This window comes from Pedobacter suwonensis, from assembly GCF_900111825.1.
In the GTDB taxonomy this organism is placed as follows: Bacteria; Bacteroidota; Bacteroidia; order Sphingobacteriales; family Sphingobacteriaceae; genus Pedobacter; species Pedobacter suwonensis.
Genome location: NZ_FOJM01000014.1, coordinates 76,742 through 97,883, shown reverse-complemented (window position 1 = coordinate 97,883; position 21,142 = coordinate 76,742). Strand labels below are relative to the sequence as shown.

18 protein-coding genes are annotated in these 21,142 nt (G+C 36.5%); 10 read left to right on the top strand and 8 right to left on the bottom strand.

The window, feature by feature from the left end:
* Nucleotides 1-78: 78 nt before the first annotated feature.
* Entirely contained in the window at nt 79-2,061 is a 1,983-nt protein-coding gene (locus BM107_RS17830; RefSeq protein WP_090985861.1) for a hypothetical protein, read from the bottom strand.
* 5 nt (nt 2,062-2,066) lie between these two features.
* Nucleotides 2,067-2,594 carry a Panacea domain-containing protein gene (locus tag BM107_RS17825; protein WP_090985859.1) on the bottom strand — a complete coding sequence of 176 codons (528 nt, stop codon included), beginning with the start codon at nt 2,592-2,594 and terminating at the stop codon, nt 2,067-2,069.
* 307 nt (nt 2,595-2,901) lie between these two features.
* Between BM107_RS17825 and BM107_RS17820 the strand changes: the two genes are divergently transcribed.
* Nucleotides 2,902-6,756, top strand: a complete 3,855-nt coding sequence (locus BM107_RS17820; protein WP_090985857.1) for a YobI family P-loop NTPase — start codon at nt 2,902-2,904, stop codon at nt 6,754-6,756.
* A 295-nt stretch (nt 6,757-7,051) separates the two neighbouring features.
* Here BM107_RS17820 and BM107_RS17815 read toward each other — a convergent pair whose 3' ends face one another.
* From BM107_RS17815 to BM107_RS17800, 4 genes are all read right to left on the bottom strand, one after another.
* The gene (locus tag BM107_RS17815) at nt 7,052-8,938 is read right to left on the bottom strand and encodes a P-loop NTPase fold protein (protein ID WP_090985855.1); all 1,887 of its coding nucleotides are present in this window, start codon (nt 8,936-8,938) and stop codon (nt 7,052-7,054) included.
* 8 nt (nt 8,939-8,946) lie between these two features.
* On the bottom strand, nt 8,947-10,131 hold the full coding sequence (locus BM107_RS17810; RefSeq protein ID WP_090985853.1) for a hypothetical protein: 1,185 nt from the start codon (nt 10,129-10,131) through the stop codon (nt 8,947-8,949).
* A 197-nt stretch (nt 10,132-10,328) separates the two neighbouring features.
* On the bottom strand, nt 10,329-11,393 hold the full coding sequence (locus BM107_RS17805) for a hypothetical protein (RefSeq protein WP_090985851.1): 1,065 nt from the start codon (nt 11,391-11,393) through the stop codon (nt 10,329-10,331).
* Complete coding sequence (locus BM107_RS17800; protein WP_159435275.1) at nt 11,390-11,962, bottom strand: YozE family protein; 573 nt, start codon at nt 11,960-11,962, stop codon at nt 11,390-11,392. The genes BM107_RS17805 and BM107_RS17800 overlap by 4 nt, the downstream gene beginning before the upstream one ends.
* 143 nt (nt 11,963-12,105) lie before the next feature.
* On the opposite strand from BM107_RS17800, the gene BM107_RS17795 reads away from it, so the two are divergent.
* Complete coding sequence (locus BM107_RS17795; RefSeq protein WP_090985846.1) at nt 12,106-13,107, top strand: hypothetical protein; 1,002 nt, start codon at nt 12,106-12,108, stop codon at nt 13,105-13,107.
* A gap of 222 nt (nt 13,108-13,329) precedes the next feature.
* Here BM107_RS17795 and BM107_RS17790 read toward each other — a convergent pair whose 3' ends face one another.
* Together BM107_RS17790 and BM107_RS17785 are read right to left on the bottom strand one after the other, a co-directional pair.
* Nucleotides 13,330-14,682 (bottom strand): toll/interleukin-1 receptor domain-containing protein, encoded by a 1,353-nt coding sequence (locus BM107_RS17790; RefSeq protein ID WP_090985843.1) that lies wholly within the window; start codon nt 14,680-14,682, stop codon nt 13,330-13,332.
* A 133-nt stretch (nt 14,683-14,815) separates the two neighbouring features.
* Nucleotides 14,816-15,451, bottom strand: a complete 636-nt coding sequence (locus BM107_RS17785; RefSeq protein WP_090985841.1) for a hypothetical protein — start codon at nt 15,449-15,451, stop codon at nt 14,816-14,818.
* Nucleotides 15,452-15,833: 382 nt separating this feature from the next.
* On the opposite strand from BM107_RS17785, the gene BM107_RS17775 reads away from it, so the two are divergent.
* The 8 genes from BM107_RS17775 (at nt 15,834) to BM107_RS17740 (ending at nt 21,137) form a co-directional block, all read left to right on the top strand.
* Nucleotides 15,834-16,289, top strand: coding sequence for a single-stranded DNA-binding protein (locus tag BM107_RS17775; RefSeq protein ID WP_090985837.1), 456 nt, complete (start codon nt 15,834-15,836; stop codon nt 16,287-16,289).
* A gap of 68 nt (nt 16,290-16,357) precedes the next feature.
* On the top strand, nt 16,358-17,443 hold the full coding sequence (locus BM107_RS17770) for a DUF932 domain-containing protein (RefSeq protein ID WP_090985835.1): 1,086 nt from the start codon (nt 16,358-16,360) through the stop codon (nt 17,441-17,443).
* 43 nt (nt 17,444-17,486) lie between these two features.
* Nucleotides 17,487-17,711 carry a hypothetical protein gene (locus BM107_RS17765; RefSeq protein ID WP_090985833.1) on the top strand — a complete coding sequence of 75 codons (225 nt, stop codon included), beginning with the start codon at nt 17,487-17,489 and terminating at the stop codon, nt 17,709-17,711.
* Nucleotides 17,708-18,244, top strand: coding sequence for a PRTRC system protein E (locus BM107_RS17760; RefSeq protein ID WP_090985831.1), 537 nt, complete (start codon nt 17,708-17,710; stop codon nt 18,242-18,244). Before BM107_RS17765 ends, BM107_RS17760 begins: the two co-directional genes overlap by 4 nt.
* An 18-nt stretch (nt 18,245-18,262) precedes the next feature.
* Complete coding sequence (locus BM107_RS17755; protein ID WP_090985829.1) at nt 18,263-18,481, top strand: PRTRC system protein C; 219 nt, start codon at nt 18,263-18,265, stop codon at nt 18,479-18,481.
* Nucleotides 18,482-18,500: 19 nt separating this feature from the next.
* On the top strand, nt 18,501-19,658 hold the full coding sequence (locus tag BM107_RS17750; protein ID WP_090985827.1) for a hypothetical protein: 1,158 nt from the start codon (nt 18,501-18,503) through the stop codon (nt 19,656-19,658).
* Complete coding sequence (locus tag BM107_RS17745) at nt 19,633-20,349, top strand: hypothetical protein (RefSeq protein WP_090985825.1); 717 nt, start codon at nt 19,633-19,635, stop codon at nt 20,347-20,349. The genes BM107_RS17750 and BM107_RS17745 overlap by 26 nt, the downstream gene beginning before the upstream one ends.
* The gene (locus BM107_RS17740; protein WP_090985823.1) at nt 20,346-21,137 is read left to right on the top strand and encodes a PRTRC system ThiF family protein; all 792 of its coding nucleotides are present in this window, start codon (nt 20,346-20,348) and stop codon (nt 21,135-21,137) included. Before BM107_RS17745 ends, BM107_RS17740 begins: the two co-directional genes overlap by 4 nt.
* The last annotated feature ends 5 nt before the right edge of the window (nt 21,138-21,142 follow it).

Here is a 21,142-nt window from a genome sequence, read left to right as displayed (position 1 = left end):
TGAAGATAATGACAGTCAATTATGGTTGCAATGGAATGTTTGATCACCAAAAAAGGAATATGGATCGTTAAACAATCACTATTTTTTCTGAGCAACTTTGGTTCGTAAAGTATCCTTTTTAACTAATTTTTGAATTGCTGTGTCGAGAGATAGTTCCTTTTTTGCTGAATCAATTTTAAAGCTTAAGTTATCAATTTTATTATCTCTTTCTGATTTGAATAAATGGGGATATCTTAAAAATGTTACCTGAAGTATAAAACCTAACGCGAAAACGCCAAAAATTAGTTTGTGAGTATTAGTAATTCGAGTTTTTCTAACGCCCTCTGATCGAGTAATAAACCAAATTAACAAAACAAATAAGCCAAGCCCATAAGCGAAGGAAAGTGAGTAAATTATTGCGTCACTTAATTTTGTTAACTTGCTGAAAATTTGAACTTCATTAGATACAAACAATACTAATGCCGAAAAGATAGATAATATCTCTATATGTCGCTTATCTGTCTTTTCAATTTCCTCCTTGACTTCCTGAATCGTTTTGTGATCCGTTTGTAACAGATCCTGTATATCATACATAGCTCTAAATTTTGTTAATTTAGTTTTATATATGTCAATTTCATCCTTAAATTTTGTGTATTCTATTGGGAGAACAAATGATGAGGAGACAAAACAATTGTAAGTAAAACCACTACTAAGCCTAATTGGAGTTAAGGATGTTGCATAATCTGTTTGGAATGCTATGTAATCTGTTTCTTCACAAATTGTTGCATTAATAATCAAAGAAGTTAAGTATTTATCATACTTATCAAGCAATTTATTAATTACTTTAAGGCTTTCCTCATTATTGATCTTAAATTGTTTTTCAATTTCAGGAACTAAAAATTCAGCAATAATTTTGTAAAAAGGGAAGAAGTTGCTGTTATTTAAAGATTCAGCCCTCGTTGTGTACGTTTGAAGCTTTGATTCCCAATTATCTAAAGTTATCAGCTTTCTTTCTAGTTCTAATGAGAATAGATTATTTTCAATATAGCACATGTCAATGTCATATGCACGACGATCAAAATCGCTCAATGCTCCAAGAATGCGCTGGTTGTAGGCTAGACTATAATTTGTGTTTAATTTATTTAATGATTCTACATTCTTATCTACATCCTTGATTTTTTTTATCAAAGAGTGATATTCATCTAGGTTAAGCGTTGTTGGAGTTGTATCTAACTTACCTTGAGCATTTGCCGATCGCTGATTAAATGCTATAACAGTTGCATTTTTTCCATAGTGGCCTTTTATGATGTCTGTATATTTAGAAAAACGATTAACTTCTTTTAAAGTTAAGGTAGAGTAGTTGAAATCTATTACGTAGTGAAATTTCTTATTTGATTGCTCTAGTCTAAAGGATAACTTATATAATAAAAAATCACATTTGTCCGAAATCAATTCAAGTTCGTCACTAGCAATAGCAAAATTCTTTAACTTGTGTTGGAGGAGTAAAAGTTGTTTAAAAGTATTTTTTTCAAAACTTAGTGTGTGGTCAATTTCAGCTACTTTAACATTGAAATTGAACAATTCAGACAGTTTAGTTGCTGTAGTTGTAAATCTTCTACTTGTTGGTGGTGGGTCAGCTATTTCATGAAATAGCATGCTTGAACCTGGTTGATGTGCTATATGTCTTCCTACAACCTTTAGTAAAGCTCTATATTGTAATAAATTTAACCTAATAGGTTGTAAAAACCCCTCTGCAAATATATCTTGATAATATTGGAGCATATTTGGAAATCGAGGAACGTCAAAAACTGCCTGTAGAGAAATAAAACTTTCAATTTCAGATATTTTGGTATCTGAAATTGTTAAATCATTAACGTATTCACCAGATACTATAGAAAGATTTAACTCCTTATAAAATTCATTCGAAATTCTGTTTATAATGCCAAGAATTGCAACCTGTGCAGCAAGTTTGTTGTTAACGTCATTAATGTTATCCGAGCTTAAAACTGATGATAATGCGGTTGTCCAAGTCGAATGAAAGACAGAATTTAGTTTTGAGAGGGCATTATTTAGATGATGCATTTAAACTATAACTTAAAAATTTTCGGCTCGGCCATTATCATTTCTACTGGAATTTTCATGGAATACCTTCCGTTTTGTTGAGCAAGCGAGAATACACTCTTCCATGACTGCCACATGTGGCTTAGGTCGACCAATTCAAAAGCTGTCAGCTTAATTAAATTGTAATTTATATTTTTCAACTTTTCGATTGCATGGTCAATTATTTCTTTTATCTCTAAGCTTAGATTTTCGGCCTCGTACATCCTTCCTGCTGTCTTATATGTCAGTTGAGTTTTTGAAATGTTGAAAAATACTGACATATCCATTTTGTCCTGAATGTCACTTTCAACATGCCCATAAGGTAGTGCATAGAAATTGTCGAAATGAGAAAGTAACCCAGCTTGATCTGAAGAAGCTGATGCGGCACATGTAAAAAAAAGCAATTTCGTTATCTTTAACTTAGATAAATCATTATTTTCCATGTTTCCACCATTTTCAAGATACCAATTTTGCAGTTGGTGTACTACATAATCAAACGCTGGAATTTTATTCATGATGGCCGAGTTTATTATTTAAAGATAAGTTCTTTAAAACCTGATATGTAAATATCTCAAATAAGTTACTAACATATTTATTAGAGATAATGTTTTGTAACGCAATTTGAAAAGGATTACAAAGGTAACAATATTTGCTATTTATTTTAGTATTTTAATGGTTCTAAAATTATACGCATATAATAATTTTTCAATGCATTTGAAAGAGTAGTTTAAGTGGCGATTTCGCTAAATTTTTATTGAAATATATGAAAATACGCAGTCATAAGAGTAGCTATAATTTATTTTGTATTTTAGACGTTGGAGCATGATCATAAGGGATTATGCAAAGTCAGAAATGGATAACGCTCAACAAACCACTTCACACAGTTCAACGCAGGTGCAACCAAGTAGTAACACTGAAACTCCGCAAAATGTAATTTCGCTAGCTCCAAAAGTTTTAACTGATCCTAAAGATTTAGAACGGGTTAAGCCCTACCTTGATTTATTAAAACTCACAATTGATGAACCAAAGATTACCAATATTGCGCTGACAGGAAGCTACGGTTCAGGGAAAAGTACGATTATCAATACCTTTGAATCCCAGCATAAGGAATATGAATACCTTCGGATTTCCCTTGCCTCATTTGGCGATGTTGCTAAGGAAGTTGCAGATTTAGAAGAAACACTTGATGAAGAAATTGTAGAAATCCCAACAGCAAATGGTTCAGTCCTCAGCCCTGTGAAAGGAAAAAAGCAAAGGACGAAAAAGAAATCTTTGAACAAAGGACACATTAAAGACAAAAAAGAAGAACTTGAGCGTTTGCTTGAGATCAGTATCCTGCAACAGATTTTCTATCATGTCAAGCCATCTGACATTCCCGATTCTCGTTTTAAAAGAATCACCAATATTACTGATCGACATATTTATTCAATTGCTGGTGCATTAATTTTATGGATCACCAGCGCACTGCTACTTTTTAAATTTGATTATATTAATCGGATTAATCCCGCAAGCTGGCATTGGAAACTCCCGTTGGATTATTCGGCATTTCCGATATTCATGGTGTTTTTTGTTGGAATTGGCCTCACAGCAAAAAGTATTATCAGGTTGCTTGGTAATTCAAAAATTAATAAGGTTACCATTAAAGGTGAACTAGAACTTGGCGACAAGCTGGACAAATCTGTTTTTAATGAGCACCTGGAAGAAATCCTATATTTTTTTGAGAGGACACCTTTTAACCTGGTCATTATTGAAGATCTTGACCGATTTGAAAGTACAGATATCTTTTCCAAACTTCGTGAGCTAAATACGCTTTTAAACAATTCGCTTTCCATCAAGTCCCGCAAAAATCATAAGGAAATTGTGTTTCTATATGCGATAAGGGATGAAATATTTGAGGATAAGAATGAAAGAGTTAAGTTCTTTGAGTATATCATTCCAGTAATTCCTTTCATTAACCCTTCAAATGCAGGCGAACAACTGGCGAAATTGATTTCAGGTGCCGGTCTTGAAAATGTGCTATCAAAAGAGTTTACCGAAGATGTAGTAACCTTCATCGATGATATAGATATGCGGCTTTTGATTAATATTTTTCATGAATACCAGCTTTATCGGACAAGCCTTTCGCAGGTTCTTTTACAGGATAAACTTTTCGCTATGATCGCTTACAAAAATATTTGCCCAGAGGATTTTGGAAAACTACATAGCAGAAAAGGTAAATTGTACAAATTCATCGCAAATAAAGCGGGATATATCGAAGAACTCATAAAAAATCTCGATGAACAGATTGTGGCTAAGGTAGGAGAGGTAAAAGTACTTGAAGAGTTAAAGTTTAAGGACTTAAATGAGCTAATCGGAGTGTACGTAAATGCCTTACAAGTCAAATTTCCAGATGCTGCAAGTGTTAAAGCTGGAGGTAAAAAAACATTTGCCCAACTCGTAGCTCCAGCCGCATTTGAAGAACTATCCAAGCTTAACTCATTTACTTATTATTATTTCAACCACTATTCCGGCAGTACATATCATGAACACACTAAAGACGAAAGATTTTCATTTGCCGAATTAGAACGTTTAGTTGACAAGAATAAAAGCTTTAAACAGCGAAAGCAGTTAATAGACCAAAAAAATGGTGGTGCCATCGAACAGCTCAAAAAGGAGATTGATGAATTAAGGAGCGAAAAAAATACAATTGCAAACTGGAGTATCAGTGAAATATTTGAGCGTATAGAAATTGACCCATACCTGAAACCATTTGGCGAAAATCAGTTAATTAGAAATTTGTTGATCAACGGCTATATCGACGAACATTATGATGATTACATTTCGCTTTTTCATGAAGTAAATATGACTGCGGAGGATTCAGTTTTTGAGCGAAAAATCAAAAGTGGTTCAGCGCTACCGGTTGAACATCAGCTTACACATGCTGATTATGTAGTTAAAAAACTTGATGTTAAATATTTTAAAAGAGAAGTGATTCTCAATCTTGATTTGGTTGTCTACCTGCTAAATGCAGGAGACCAGGTTTTAGCAAAATGTCAGGCTATTCTCCAACTCCTAAGTGAGGGGCGAACCCAAACCAATTCTTTTATTGATGAATTTGTGCAAAAGCGACCTGAGCATGCGGGTTTATTTATCAAGCAACTAGCCAAAGCCTGGCTGGGTTTTTGGATTTTTTTAGAAACCAAGAGTAATTATCCTGCTGGCAAAATGGATAAATATTTGAAATTTTTAACCATTGATGCAGGGTTGGATATTGTTGCAGCACTAAAGGGAGATATGGCAAAATATATTGCAAAAAGATCAAATTTTCTCTCACTTTTTATTGGGGATGCTGAGGTAAATCCAGCAAAGGGTTTGCTTGAAAAACTTAATGTAAAATTTATAGCCATTGATCCTCCTAACCAAAATAGTCAGACATTGTTTGATTTTGTTTACGAGCATGATCTTTATGAATTAAATGAGGTCAATATCGTTCAAATGCTTAAAGAAAAGGGACATTCAGAAATAGGATTGGAATCAAATGCTAATTACACTTCAATAATGGTTTCTATGGCAGAAAATCTTCACGATTATATTACTGCAAATGTAAATGAATATGTGCAGAACGTATTGCTTAAACTTTCTCAAAATAAAGAGGAAGAAGAACAAATGGTTGCACTTTTGAATGATGAAAACCTAATTTTCGACTTAAAATCAGAGGTCATACAAAGAGGATTTGTTGAGATTAGTGATTTGGCGGCTATTGATGAACTCGAGATCAGGAAGGAAGTTATGGACTATAGTGAGGTTTTCCCTTCTTGGGAAAATGTATTTACCTACTATGATCAGCTCCCGGATGCCGAGGAGGGTCAAATGAAAGAATTAGATGAAACGCTTCTGATGTTTTTGGATGCAGAAGAGAATTATCAAGAATTGTCGAAAACAAAAATGTTAGATGCACCTTCCCGATCACAGGAGTTTGTTAAAACCTTCATAGAAACGCTACTTGCTATCAATGAGCTTGATATTGAGGCTTACAAGGCATTGTTTAAAGCACAGAGGCTAGCTATCACTAAACTGGTAACTACAGGGATGACCAGAGATAAGATCGAGTGGTTGGTAAAGAGTGGCGCAGTATTAATGACCCAAATAAACTACGATAGATTAAAGAAGGATTTTCCGGACCTGCACATTACTCTTTTAGAAGTTAGACAGGTTTCTTATAAAACATTTGGTACCTCTTATGATGTGGACGAACAGGATATCGTTAAGCTTTTAAAATCAACCACCTTTACAGTAGAAAACAAACTTGTGCTCTATAATTTATTGGATGAGGATACCATTGTGTCGAACAGAGAGATTTCTAATCTTTCCTGCAATTTAATTTGTGATATGGGAAATGTACCAGTAACTTTTGCTGTGATGGAAAGTATGTTTAAGTCTTCATCTTCAGCAGAGAACCGCATCAAGCTTCTCAACGAAAGATCAGATACACTTTCTAACGATCAGGTAGTTGCACTGATAACAGAACTCAAAGGCGATTACCCCGAATTATTTCACAAAAGGCACAAGCCAAAATTTCAACGCACGCCATATCATGATTGGCTTTTCAGAGTGCTGGAGAGAAGAAAGTTGATACATAGATTTGAAGTTGATAAGAAAGATGAGTGTCTTTTTAGGGTTTTTGCCAATCATAATTAGAATCCCGTGCTGATGATTTTTGACCGTAGTTTGGTGAAGTATGGTGTTTTTACATCCGATTAACGAACCGAGTTATTCTTCGCCACTTTTGGTGAAATTTGTAGCGTAATGGATTGTTTTTCATTCAGGTTAGGGATTTTTTGAGACAAAATAAGATTAAAAATATATTAAAGAATTAAAATTATTAACCTATCTGCAAATAATGCATATTAATTAATTCTGATAGGTAATTACAACAAGTTTTCAAGTTATGTTATAAAAAATAACATAAACATCATACAATCAATGCCAATAGTTATTGAGAATAGCTGATTCGCGACTCTAGTTTTTTATTTACCTGTTCGTCAAGTTCTAGGAGAAGTTCTCCACTCAAATTTCTGAATTTTTTTCCTTCCTTATACTTCTCAATAAGGTTTTTAAGGTCGAGCAAGAAGCGGCGATCTTTTTCCGTGTCATTTCCCCTGTTCCAATGATAGATAATTGTAAACAGCGTAATTATTTTGTTTTTCTTAGCATTTTCTACTTTTAAAAATGTTTTTAGAAATAGGCTTGGCCTTAATCCAGAGAGTGTGACCTGATAATGTGCTGTGTCAATCTCAGAAAGCATTTTAGCATGTAAACTATCGTAGTTGTTTAAAAACTCATCTTCAAGCTGTTTATCTTTATTGATCTCTCCAGTTTCTCCAAGCTTCTTATTTGCACTTTTAATAAAATCAGATATTTTTTTTAGTGATAAATAATTTGGTGTAACTGCTGAAAGGCCTAAATATTTATCGATCATTGGGGAATATTTTTGGCGTGGGAGACTTTTCTTCATCCCTTTGATTAGATCTTCAGCAAGTTTTTCCGGTTTTAAATTCAGAACGTTTTCGTGTCTCATTACATGATAGGCCACTGTGAGGTAATCTTGCAATAGAAATTCCCCTTGTTTTGCATAAGATAATAACTGTCTATTAAGAGAAATGAAGTCCTTATCTGAAAGATTCTTATAATTAGCTGCTGCCAGCTGATTAAATACTTTATAGGCAGGAGGGGTTTTTTCATCCACCATATTGTAGTTCGTTTGGACTTCTTTTTTGAAAGTGGTGCCATTGAATATATTGCCACCTGTCAGGTAATCAAATATACTTTCATAATAATCATAGTCTTCATTTGGAAAATACTTATTTATTGTTTCCTCCCCATATTCAACAATCCTGTCCTTTTTTATCTCATCATACATTCTGTTGATCTGATACTCAATACCTTTTTCAAGCCCCTGTTTCTTGTGATATTCAATGCGACCTTTTTTAAATTCAACGCAGATCATCAGACTAAACCTCAATGTACTATAAAGTAATTTTTCCTGGTAATCTTTCCATTCTCCATTTTTAAGCTCTGATTTGATGAACTGAAAAATAGGTGCATAATAGGATAAAAGATAATTTAGCGTACGGTAATTAACGTCTTTTTCATTTTCATATTTTAACAGGTTTTCGATAGTTTTGCAGTGTTCTTGGAGGAAGCTTTTATAATGGGAGGTTGTATTCTGCAGATTTTCAATTATGTTGGCAAATGTGGGCGAAAAAGTTTGCCTGAAATGAAGGGTGTTGCCAATAGTTTTTTCCTTTATTTCGCCAAAAAGGTCTGGAGGAAGCTTTCCCTCATTTGCTACGATAATAACTTTGGTATTGCTTTGCTCAACCAAGGAATTAATAAAACCAAGCACCGAGTTGTCTTTGAGCATTTCTGCATCAATTCGCTCAAGATCATCAAAACAAATAAGCAGTTTTTCTAATGCCAGAAAATTAAATCGTTGAGTTTTTAGCTCGTTTTTGGCTTCATCGGCACCATCTGCAAGATGGCTAAGCAATTCTCCGCCCCAGAGTTTTGTAATATCTGCTGCCTTCATAAGCAGCTTTACAATTGGAAATCCAGCTTTCAAGTATTTATTCTCAATTAATGGATACACCGAAACGAAAATTTTATCTTTTAGCTCTTCCATAGAGCTTATGCCAAACAGCGATACAATTATGGGCTTGTAACCGGTTTCTAATACTTTGCTAAAGACTCGGTTTTTTAGGAAATATGTTTTTCCTGCTCCCCAGCTTGCAGTAAGCATTAATGCATAGTTTGTTTGCTTATACAAATAATCAATAATCAGATCCTGAGTTATATCTGGGTTTTCTATTTTCTCTTTCATTTAATTTTTTACCAGTCCATGTTTGCGGAAGATTCAATTTGATACGATGTATAATCAAGAAAATTCCCGAAAGCTTTCTCCGAACTCATCGCATCCATGTATTTTTCATGGGAACTCTTGTCAAAAGCCACTATAAAACCAGTTTTGATATATTGTATCCCATATTTAGTTTCCTTATTTTTTGCTATGAAGTCATCAAAGCAGTCCAGAACATTGCAGATCTGTTTAAATTCCTTATCACCTGGCAATTTAAATCCATAACTTAAATTACCCCTGTTTTTTGATAGTGACATAGGAATTGCACCTAGATTTTCCATATGCACATTAAAGGAATTCCCATTCTTATGAAAATGACCATGTGAAATGGGGTTTCGATATTCTTCTTTGATGTCTATAAGGGCATTTAGTTGGTGAGCTACTGTTTTTGGGTCAGATTTTGAAAATACATACTGGTACTTCCCTTTCCAATTCATTCCAATAAATTGTTCCAGATTATTGTTTTCGGGAAACCCATGATTCAAAAAAGGAATGATTAGGACTAGGGAATGCTCTAGTAGGCTGAAAAAAGCATCTAGCATGGCCACAGTATAGAAAGATGCTTCTGGTGGCGTTAACAAATTCTGCATGATTAACATTTCGTAATCTCTTAACGCGTCGCCTGTAGGAGTAGGGAAGTTCATTTTCTTGTATATTGCTGCGGCCTTCCTTCTAAAGAAATCATACCGCTCTTTTATAGGTCTATACTCATTGGAGAGTGATATTCTTCCATCAATAACCTTTTGCTTTATCTCCTCCTGAAATAATTGCTCTGCAAATGGAATTGCGTTATCAATGTTTTTGATAGCTTCCTTTGCTAATTTAGTTAAGTTTGCTCCCTTTTGAAATGATGTAAACTGAAAGCCGAATTTGCGGTGTGAAAGCATAAACGGAATTCCTTTGTATAAAACAGGGATTTCCCAAAGTGTTTTTTCCCATCTTCCCAGAAATTTGAAATTAAGCAATTTTGCAAATATTATAAAGACGATATATGGTGATCTTTTTAGCTTTATGGATTCTATCGGAAAATCTTTGATGTAAACCGTTTTAATTCCACGTTTGAGTTCAACCTCATGATATTTTGGAGTAGGATTGGGCAAAAAATCCTTTGTAAATAGATCGAAGTATTTTTGCTGAGTAGCGAATTTTTTGTCCATTTATGCCCCTATCTAGTACATTATTGATATAATTATTTATGCACAAAATAACATATTTTTTTCAATGACGCGCCTTTAGGATCACCCCCTCTGGCAATTATATTAGCTGTCAATTTATCCTAAACTATATGCGTCACCTTTTCGATAAAATATGCATTGAAGAATGGTCAAAATCTACGTTTCGCCCGACGTCATTTTTAAGAAAATTTCGATATAGGGATCCTTTTTGTCTTTTTCGGTGTTATGCTATACTGCCAATATGGGAACCGGAGCTCACCAAAAACTTCAGTTAAAAATGCCAAATTTCTTATGCTTCCGCCTAAGTGCACCATTGCAGCTCGGTTAAGCGCAGTTCCATCTCTCTGCGCTTGCCAGAACTCAAGGAAAAAATTTTCCGAACTCGATCTCCCAACAGGCAAATTGAATGGCCCATCATAAATATCGTCGTCATCACTGAGTGTGCAGAATTCTTCAAATTTGATAATTGGACTCTTAAAATTATATGCGAAAAGCTTTTTCAAAAGCGGCAAAACTGTAAAATGGCCATATTTTTCACGCACTTGAAGAATGATTGCGTAAATAAGGTCTGTAATTAAAGTCAACGATTTTAATGTATAATCTCTGTTAACAATTAATTTTTTACCAGGCTCAATACTTCTTTTGACGGCTGCAGTCTTTCTTATGTATAGCTCGTTAACGACCAGGTTGTTATGTAGTAACAGGTTTCTGGTTTCCTTAATTTCAATTAGTTCATCGAAAATTTGCGGCAATTTCAAATCTTTGGGGTCAATTGCAAAAAGTTTGGTGAAGAGTTTTAAAAAATTATCCAAACTACTATAAGCCAGTCGGTTTACACTAGCCTCAATAATCTGGTTTATCACTTCTCCTTTTAGCAATTGTTCCTGGCTAACTGCTAGTCCTTGGGCCTTTTCGTCACTATACACACCCTTCAGCAAGGACAACTTTTGCGGATAAAATTGAAGAATCTTGATCATCAGATCGTTTAACATCGTTTCAAACTGAGCAATCCCGAGTACAAATAATCCCTTACAAGAAAACTCATCATCAGGTTGGCTTTCTAGACTATCAATAATCTTACGAAACTGGTTATAAGCAAGGACAGCGGGTCTTTCCATTTCGAAAATAGTGATTAGTGGCGGGATGGAGAGATCCAGATAACGTAGATAGATAGCCCCAAGGTTGAGGTCTTTAGCACTGTTGTAAAGACATTCTGGATAATCTGTAAGTAGGTCTTTCATCATCTATTGCTTTGGAGATGACTATTTAAATAATCGATCATCTCCGAATAATTTGGTTGGGTTGGAGTGCGTGTACCTTCGAATTTATTATCACCTAAAGCAGCCAATGCCTCGGCCAACGACAGTTCTTTCGTCAAATCGCCAATGACAATATTTTCGATTTCAACTACAGCAACATCGGTCAAGGTTCGCTTCCCATAAACATCGAACTTTATTGCTTCACCTCCTGTCGAGTCAACAGCATAAATTCTGTAAATGTCCTCTGGCTCTCCGACACTAATCACTCTGTCACAGGAAAAATTTGCTTTCAAAAAATCCCACCGTTCGGCCCTCATCGGTGCATATTTTGTATCCAGATCATTAAATTCGATTTCGACATCCTTTTGTGATTGGTAAGCCTCCATGAATTCTTTAAAGATTGCTGCATTTCCTTTCTTGTGCAGCATAAACTGTAAATAGGAAATAATCCTTTCTTCCCCCTGATCATACGGAAAGTTTTTATCACCCATTACATCATCGGCAAGTGTACCTAATGCAGAATCTTCAGAAGCAAGGGATTTTATGAATTCCAATAAAGTCATATGTAAAAATAAATAGTTTAAAAGCATGAAGAATTTCCTCAAAGGGGAATCATCGTATCATCAAGTGAATATACATTATTAACAATACATTAGTCCCTAAAGAAATCAGTAATTTTATACTTTAACGCTTTAAAATGACACAGAAAACAATTCTAAGATCAACTACAGTAGACAAACACGGCGATTACATCGGGTTAGAGCAACTTCAAGATTATGTAAATGTAGTAAACGGCAACCTAAAACTTCGCTATCTGGCTAATCATCGTCGTGACTTGCCGCCATTGGGTTATTTAGATAATGCCGAAGTTAAGCAAGCAGGACAGATTCATCATGCATTGGCTGAGCCCATCGTTTTCGCAAATAGAAAAATGGTTGAGTGGGATGACGAATTGGTCGTAGAGGATTCAGGAATACCGCTTATGCTGGTCGGCCGAAACAAAGAAATCACTCAAATCTGCATTACAGTTGATAAGAACAATTTCAAATCGTTTGAATCATTTGAAAGAGCCGGAAAATCATTAATGGATTTGTTTGATGGAGAAGCCAGCCTTGATACTTCAATGCGGAAAAGCTTACTTCCTGACCCGCAACTTGTTATTACACTCGCTGGATATTATATGTTATTCAAACCACTTGTAAAGCCACTAATGTCTAAGCTTGGCGAGAAGATCGCGGAAGGAATTGGTGAAGATATCTATGGTTTATCAAAGAAGTTACTCGTGAAAGTTGCTGACGCAATACAAATCACTAGGAATAGTATGATTCCAAAAAATAAGGTATTATTGACTATCTTTGAGATACCTGGAGAGCCATATATAGAATTGCAAATCAAATCCGACAGCTCGAGCACGGTTATTAATTCAATTACAGACAAGAAGCTGGTTAAAATTTACCAGAAAGTGCAGGATTTAAAAAGTAAAATTGATATTTCAGAGATTTACTTTATCTACAATACTAAAGGGAAATGGGAGTTTACCTACCTAATCAGCAAAACGGGGCAAGTTATCGGAACCAAATCTTGCTTCGCTAAAAGAGATAAGTTGGTAAACCGAATAAACCTTAGTCCTACAAAAGCGTTCAGCGTTGGGGCAACTGGTGTTAAATATGCAAAAAAAACAACCCCAAAATCAGAATAAATAGCTTTTCATGCTTTTCAATTTATCGCAATATTATTGAATGGCTCATTGCAGGAAAAATACATTTCCTGTTAGTAACTATAGAAAACTACGACAGTTATAACAAATCTCTGGTGCTAATAGGTGCCTCTAGCATTCATAAGAAGAATAGAATTCTATTTTATCGACTTGGGCCCTTTACATATGTGTGAGTTTGGAATGCAATTCAGGATCATCTTTAAATTAGAAAGGTAGATCATCAAGTTCTTCCACGACAGAATTTCCAGATTTCCTATTCCGATTTACGGAATCCTCTATTTTGTCGACCAAGTCTTGAGGTAAATTAAGCATGTATTTAGCCAAATCATTCTTTAAACTAACCTCTTTGGGATTGTCATAACTTGTAACTGCTGAAACCTCCGTTAGGCCTCTAATATCAAATTTTCTAATCACAGTTTCGTAGTCCCTGGAAAGCATGTGATTTAGTTCAACAACATCTTCCCAATCGTTAATAGTGCTTATTTCATGTTGCATCTGCCACCCGACACCTAATTTGAATTTAGCTCTGGAAATGATGTAGTTGAGCATTAATAACTCTGCGTCCGAAGCTTTGTCGGCTAAAATGTCTTTTAGAAATTTTTCTGATTGCTTGGAAAGTCCATATGTTCCAGAAATAATTGGTATGTCGTCTATTTTACGTTTCAACTCAACGCCCTCGCGTAAAGATCGTTCTATTTCTGTCACCTCAGATTTAGTTCTTTCGCTACTTGGTGCTTTTTCTGCCTTCACTGGCTCTAATTCCCCAGCTAACGCATCTATTTCACTAAGGAATTTTTTAATGCGTTGTGCCAAGATCACATAGTTCGTAGTGATTGAAAAATATTTTTCCAACATTTGGCAAAATTGAGTCAAGCGATCTTCGTCATTTATAAAAAAACCTATTTCCCGCGGATCAATAGCTCCGCTTTGAAAGGATTTATCTGACAAATCAAAGCCAGGTAGAAAAATGGCAGCATGTTCATTCTCAACAATCCAACTCGCACCCATTTCATTTAAGCAAGCGATACTTTTATAGTAGTCGGGTGACAATAAGTAGACTACAAAACTTTCTTCACTAATTTGTGTTTTTAGCCAATTAAAAATGTTATTTCCAATAGGAATACCATAAGCAGGATTACTGGTGAAAACGATCTGTTCATCCTTAATACCTATACCGAGGAGCAATTCTACAAGAGCAGATCCATATTTTTTATTGGAACTTGCATGGGAAATAAAAATTTTCATTTGATTCTTTCTCGTTGTTACTGGTGGTTTGGTTCTATTTAATAATTCATTTTCATAACAAGTTTTGGCAAACCATGAATAACCAGATTTAGTTAATTTATAAACTGCACCACTTTTTACGGGGTCATAACCTTTATTGTCGAATTTTATTTGATTTTCTCCTTCTAGAAATAAAATTGATCTTTTAACATCCTCCAGTGAAAGCCCATTTTCATTTGCAATATCTACTATACCCCTCATTTCATTTTTTTGATAGGCATGATAATATGCTCTATAAACAATATCAACTATTACAATTTCTTGAGCATCCATTTTATTTATACAAATTATCTAATTTTTTGGATTAGGTTTTAATTTTTGTTTTGCAAACAATCGTTCAAAGGCTGGCAGTGGCATCTTTGTTTTATATATTTCTTCTTGGTAATTCTAACAATAAGTATGAGATTTATTTGAGGAATATTTTGTGAAACGTATTTTTAATCAACTCATAAAGAAGTACCGCATTATCCTTGGACACACCAAGTTGGACCACTATGCTGATGATAGTACCGATCAATAAATTTTGCCAATCAAATTTATTAAGCTGGGCGGTTAATTCCAACAGATGATCGAGCTGATTTTTTATAGCAATAGTTTGTTCTTGCAATAACGGAATTCGATCTAAAGATGTTTTTATAGTTTGAATTTGAGAAGATATTAACAAATATTCATCGTGAGTGAAATGCAAATTTTGATCGACTGTACCACCTATTAGATACTGTGCTTCATCAAACGCGCGTCCCCATTTATCTGGAGACGAAACTTCTCTTTTTAGGTATTTTAGCCATTTTTTAAAATATTCTTTTACATCTTTCCAAACGATAGAAGAGGATGCATCTTTATAAAGTATTTCGCCGGGTGAAAAATTAACTATTAAAGAGTTCGCATATCCACTATTCTCAAATATTTTAAAATAAAAAGCTGTTCCTGTAAGCCGAAATTCAGTACCTGTTGCTGACTTATCAAACTGGGTTGGGGAAAAATATCCCGTATCTACGATTAAAGTATATAGTTCATTAAGTTGAGAGCGTAATAATTCCATTTAATTAGTTTTTTTGCAATATCCGAATTTAAATGTTACATCAAACAGGTATTGCTCATTTTTCTATTTAGATGATTTTCGCTATTGCTAGTAAACCATCTCCAAGAACATAGTGGTATTCATAGATAGACTGCAGTATGTTAATCTTCGTTTGAATCTTTCCAATCGAAACGGATAAAAAGGCCGTGAATTTCGGGCGCTCCTTTCTCTGCGAGCGCATAATGTTCTGGCTGTGCCAGAACACCCTCCGGGACTTATAGCTCTCCGTTTTCTCTGCACCCGTTTTTCCGGACTTTCTTTTTTTCCGTTTTTTCTTTTGAAAAGATTTTTTGGAAAAAGGGAAAGGAAACAAAAACAAAGTAAAACTTAAAATTTTTTGATCATGGAAATTACAGGAAGATTAACAGGAGATGCAACGGTAAAGACGTTGAACGGAGAACGGAAAGTGGTCAACTTTTCAATTGCAATTAATGACAGCTACCGCAGTGGTGGCGAACAAAAGAAGATTACTACATTTTTTGACTGTTCATACTGGTTGAACACAGGTATTGCAGAATACCTAAAAAAAGGAGGTTGGGTTCAGATTTATGGCAGAGTGGGCGTAAATGCCTATATCAATGGGGGCGGTGAGGCAAAAGCTTCGCTTACCTTTCATACTACCGAGGTAAAACTGTTAGGGGCTGTTGTCACAGTTAGCAGTAACAGCAGTAGAAATAAAGGCGCTACCGTTAGCAGTAGAAATCCTAACGGTTCAGCAGGAGAAAATGTAAAAGGGGTGGGTGTCCAAATTGTGCCTACGGACACATTCGACGGGCTAGAGGGTGACCTGCCTTTTTAAGCCTTTTAGCTTTAATACTACAGTTACAGACAATTTATTCATCATTAATTATTTAAGAATTTTTTATCATGGCACATAACCTTAATTATAACAGCAGAACAGATAAATACAGTTTTTTTTCGGTAAAGGAAAAAGCTTGGCACGGGTTGGGTATAATAGTGGAATCTTATCCCACTTCAGCGGAAGCGCTAAAATTTGCGGGTTTGGACTATAACGTAGAGAAACGTCCGCTATTTACTGTTGATTCCCGTAACCTCGTTACTTTTCAGAGCAAAGATGCAGGGGGGCTGAATGATGCCTTTATGCCCGATATATTAGTGCCGAATTTTTATTCTACAGTACGGACAGATACAGAGGAAGTCCTCGGAGTGGTGGGCAGGGATTATAAAGTAGTTCAGAATACAGAGGCATTTTCTTTCTTCGATAGCATTGTTGGGGGAGGCGAGGGTATCCTTTATGAAACCGCAGGGGCTTTGGGAAAAGGTGAGCGAATTTTTATCACCGCCAAACTGCCCTCCTATATCAAAGTGGGCAAAGATGATCTTATTGAACAATATTTATTTCTCACCACCTCTCACGATGGGTTTGGAAGCATTACAGCTGCCTTTACCCCTGTAAGAATTGTATGCAATAACACGCTTAATGCTGCCATAAAAAACTCAAGCAGTTCAATCCGAATCCGTCATTCTTCGGGTGCAAACGACCGTTTAAAACAGGCACACACGCTTATGGGTATTTCGGGCAGAATAGGTGATGAAATGGAGCAGATTTTCAACCATTGGGCAAAGGTGCGTATCACCGATGCAGACCTTAAAAAACTGGTACAGGTTGCAATGGCTCCAAATAGAGAGGTGTTGGACAAACTGCAAAGGGGATTACTGGATGAAGCTTCGAGTGTTTATAAAAATATTGTGGATGACGTTTACAGCTATGCGATGAGCGCACCATCACAGCTGATCGATACCGCCAAAGGCACCCTTTTCGGGGCATATAATGCCGTGACGGGCTATTATCAGAATGCCCGAAAATTCAAGGACAGCGAGGCGAAATTTAAATCCATCATTGAGGGAACAGCAAAGCAGAGGGGACAGTCAGCCTTTGACCTTTGCCTTGACCTTGGGAAAAACGGCAATGTAGACTTTCAGTTAAATTAAATCATCGGGAGCGGTTCTTCCGCTCCCATAAAAAACACTTATCATGAGCATATTGACAGAAAAAACAGAACGAAGGGTGCTTGCGGAAATCGCACAGACTTTAAAGCATTTTGAAAATCTTACCCTTATGGGTATTTCAGCAGGGGATGCAGTACGTATCCGTCATGCAGAAAATATTATCAGGGATGTAATCGCGCAGAACGGTTACCATACTATTTCACGGAGCAGGGGCATAGCCCTGCGTAAAGACAAGGGGGGCAGGTCATGAGGACTAATTTTTTTCAGGCCATACAACGCCTGCATAGTACAGGAGTATGGATATTCAACGTAAGCTTTTCAACAGAAAACGAAGTGGTGGTTTCGGTTGTGGTAAAAGATGGGGGAAATAGAGACGATAAAAACACACTCCCGCCGATGGTCTACAGGGGAACTCCACAGGAGATTGATGAGGGGATTTTCGATGCCCTTGTTCACCCAATCGAAGAAACAAAGAACCTCTTCGCCAACCTTACTGCCTACAATAAAGGGCTTGAGGATGCAAAGGCCAAGATTATGGTAAAACCGAAGATCGAAAAATCTGCCGATAAAAAGGGGGCAACTGAAAGTATACACGAGTCAACCGAAGATAGGCCAAAATTTGAGGACATCCTGTCGGAAATCAACAAACTCAATGCAGGCTGTAAGTATTCGGAAGCCCTCGCCCTGCTCCCTGTTGTAGAAAGTTTTCCCGAAAAAAAGGCGGAGATCGAGAAATTGAGGAAAGAATTGGAATGGAAAAGCAAACAGCTGACCTTATTGTAAACGCATAAAAATAATGTTATGATGACAGCAACGATATTGCCAAGGGTATTTGTTCTTAAAGCTAGGGAACAGGACATCCGTTTATCCGACCCCTCGGGAGCATTCAGCCCCGAGCAGGTCATGGATTTTTACTCGGGAACTTACCCGATCTTGACAACTGCAAAAATTGAAGGCCCCGAAATAACTGGTGACGAAATGCAATATAGATTTATCACCACACTCGGCACCAAGGGATAATTATGAAAAGGAGGGTAAAATGTTTCAGAACTACACCACACTCCAAAGCTTACTACCTGCACCAACAGCTAGCAAGCTTTGCGCAGAACCTAGACCGCACGCCCGATCTATCGGATATAAAAAACAATCCGAAAAAGCCTGCACCCCCGATTTTAACGGAAATGGTTTTTTAAACCACCATTTCTTACCTGTACTTAAAAGCTACCCCCATGAACTGAAAAATTGGAGGAAATTTGAAAAGGATTTTTTTCAGTCCGCTAAAAATCTGTGTGCCTTATATGGTATTGCAATAGATTACCATAATCAAAGTCCATATCCGCAAAATATAGCATTGGCATTCGCTGAACTGAACAAAAAAATGGCCTTATTGGATGATAGCCTTTCCCTTAAGATTATATCCATCGAGGAAAGCCTTGCATGTTTAACTACAGTTAAGCAGTTTGATACAGGGATGACCCTTTTTTATCTGCCAGTTGAACCGCTCAATACTCTACTGGCAGATAAAGCCCGAAAGGAAACGGCTGAACTGCTGTTATCGGTCTGCGCATATCTTTATCAGATAGGAGGAGTTCCCTATCATGAAGAAGATAGCAGCTATCTATATTATATCTACGATAATGTAACAGAGTGGAGCAGCGAACCGGAGTATTTCGAAGAATTAGGTCAACAGGAAGTCTATCTTAATGAGATTTTGCAGAGCCGTAAAAAGGGGTTAAAGTTGTTGGAAAGGCTCAAAAATCCGGTGAATTTAAAAACCTTAAAAAAAAGGCAAGAGCAGTTCATTCCTAAAACCAGTGCAGAAATCACACTTCACCGCATTGCCCAAAGGGTATGTACACTGATGAATGATTACCCTAACCGCTCAATAATGGACAGTATTTATGGTGATCAGTTTTGTAAGGGTAATGATGGGGAAAACATAATCATGGCCGACCAGTATATCTCCTTTATGTGGAGTAATTCTGATCATTTATACGATCAAATTATTGAATGTGTCAATGCAGAACTTAACGAGTTTGATTCTATCGATGAACCGTTAAGCGTTCAGTTTTTCGATTTGCAGCAGGATCAGCCTGTTCACGACCTTTCTTTTGAAAAGGAGTTCTTTGATCTTTTAAATGAAATATCCGATAATCTAAATGACTTTCACAATGAAAAATATAACACCACTTCTTGATCAGATTTTTATGCCTTATAAAGCGTTGCTGTTCTACTCGTCACAGGCCGAAGGCAGTCATTATGTAGAGAGTTATGATATGGACAGCTTAGGCAGACCAATAAATGCCCATCCGTTGTCAATAAAGGAGAGCAGGCAACTAGCGGAATCACTTAAAAAAAGTGATAAAGAAAAACATACTGCTTTTTTACAGCCCGAGGGGCTTATTCCCGAGAATATTCTTTACTTCAGTTCCGCAGGAGACGGTTGTGCAGTTTGGTTTACTCCAAGGTGCAGGCAGCATCTACTTTTTAAAAAGGAACTTGGCATCGGTGACGGAGAAGCCATGTTGCCGCCCCTTTTGTGGAGGGCTACCAAAAATCATTTGTGGGTTTGGGCGTTGGGCAAAGAAAACAGACCTGATTTATCTGCACCGTTATACTTCGCCCCCTTTTTCAATTGTTACATAGATGGAAGGGTATGTATGGGCAATGTGGACATCAATGTGCCAAAGGACTGTAGATTGGAGCGGTTTATGGCGGAGTGGGAAAAGTATTTTTTCGGATCGGCTTTTAGCCATCTATTAGAGCAGGTTTCACCAGTAAAAGGTAACATCGTGCAGCTATGGAAAAGGCAGGTTGGCAAAGTCACAGATTTTCCTATTTCAATACTCAAAAAAAATGGCAGAAAACTTAAAGATATCCTATCATGAATGGCATAAAAAAACGGGTACACATTGTTTACCCTTACCTCTTAAATCCTACCAATCCTATTTCAGTTAACCTGATCGGTGCAGGAGGAAGTGGCAGTCAGATGCTTACAGCCCTTGCAAGGATCAACCATGCTCTAAATGTGCTTGGGCATGCAGGGCTGAATGTTTACGTATTTGACCATGATACAGTTCAGCGAGCCAATCTCGCAAGGCAGCTTTTTACCGAAAATGAGATAGGATTGAATAAAGGAGTTGCACTCATCAACCGTGTTAACCGTTTTTTTGGGACGGATTGGAAGGCTATGCCCTACGGGTATAATATAAGCACTGCGAAAAAACGTTTGGCTAATATTACCGTTTCTTGCGTTGATACTATTGGGGCCAGGCTTGAAATAGAAGAAAGTCTCCATTCGGGGAAAGAACACCACATTGATCGTGATTCCGCTATTTATCTGCTTGATCTTGGTAATGGCAGGGATTCGGGACAGGCTGTGCTATCCACCGTTGGAGAAATTAAGCAAGCTAAATCTTTAACTTTCGAGACAGTTGGAATGCTACCTTCTATGGTAAATGAGTATAAAGTAATGTTAGAGAATGGAGAAGAACTGGATAATCAACCAAGCTGCTCTTTAGCCGAAGCCCTTGGAAAGCAGGATCTTTTTATAAATTCTGCACTCGTGAATATGGCCGCATCTCTTTTGTGGCAGATGCTAAGGGTGGGCATCATAGAACACAGAGGGTGTTTTCTCAGTTTGGGAGGTTTCAGATCACAGCCGATAGCGGTATAAACTTA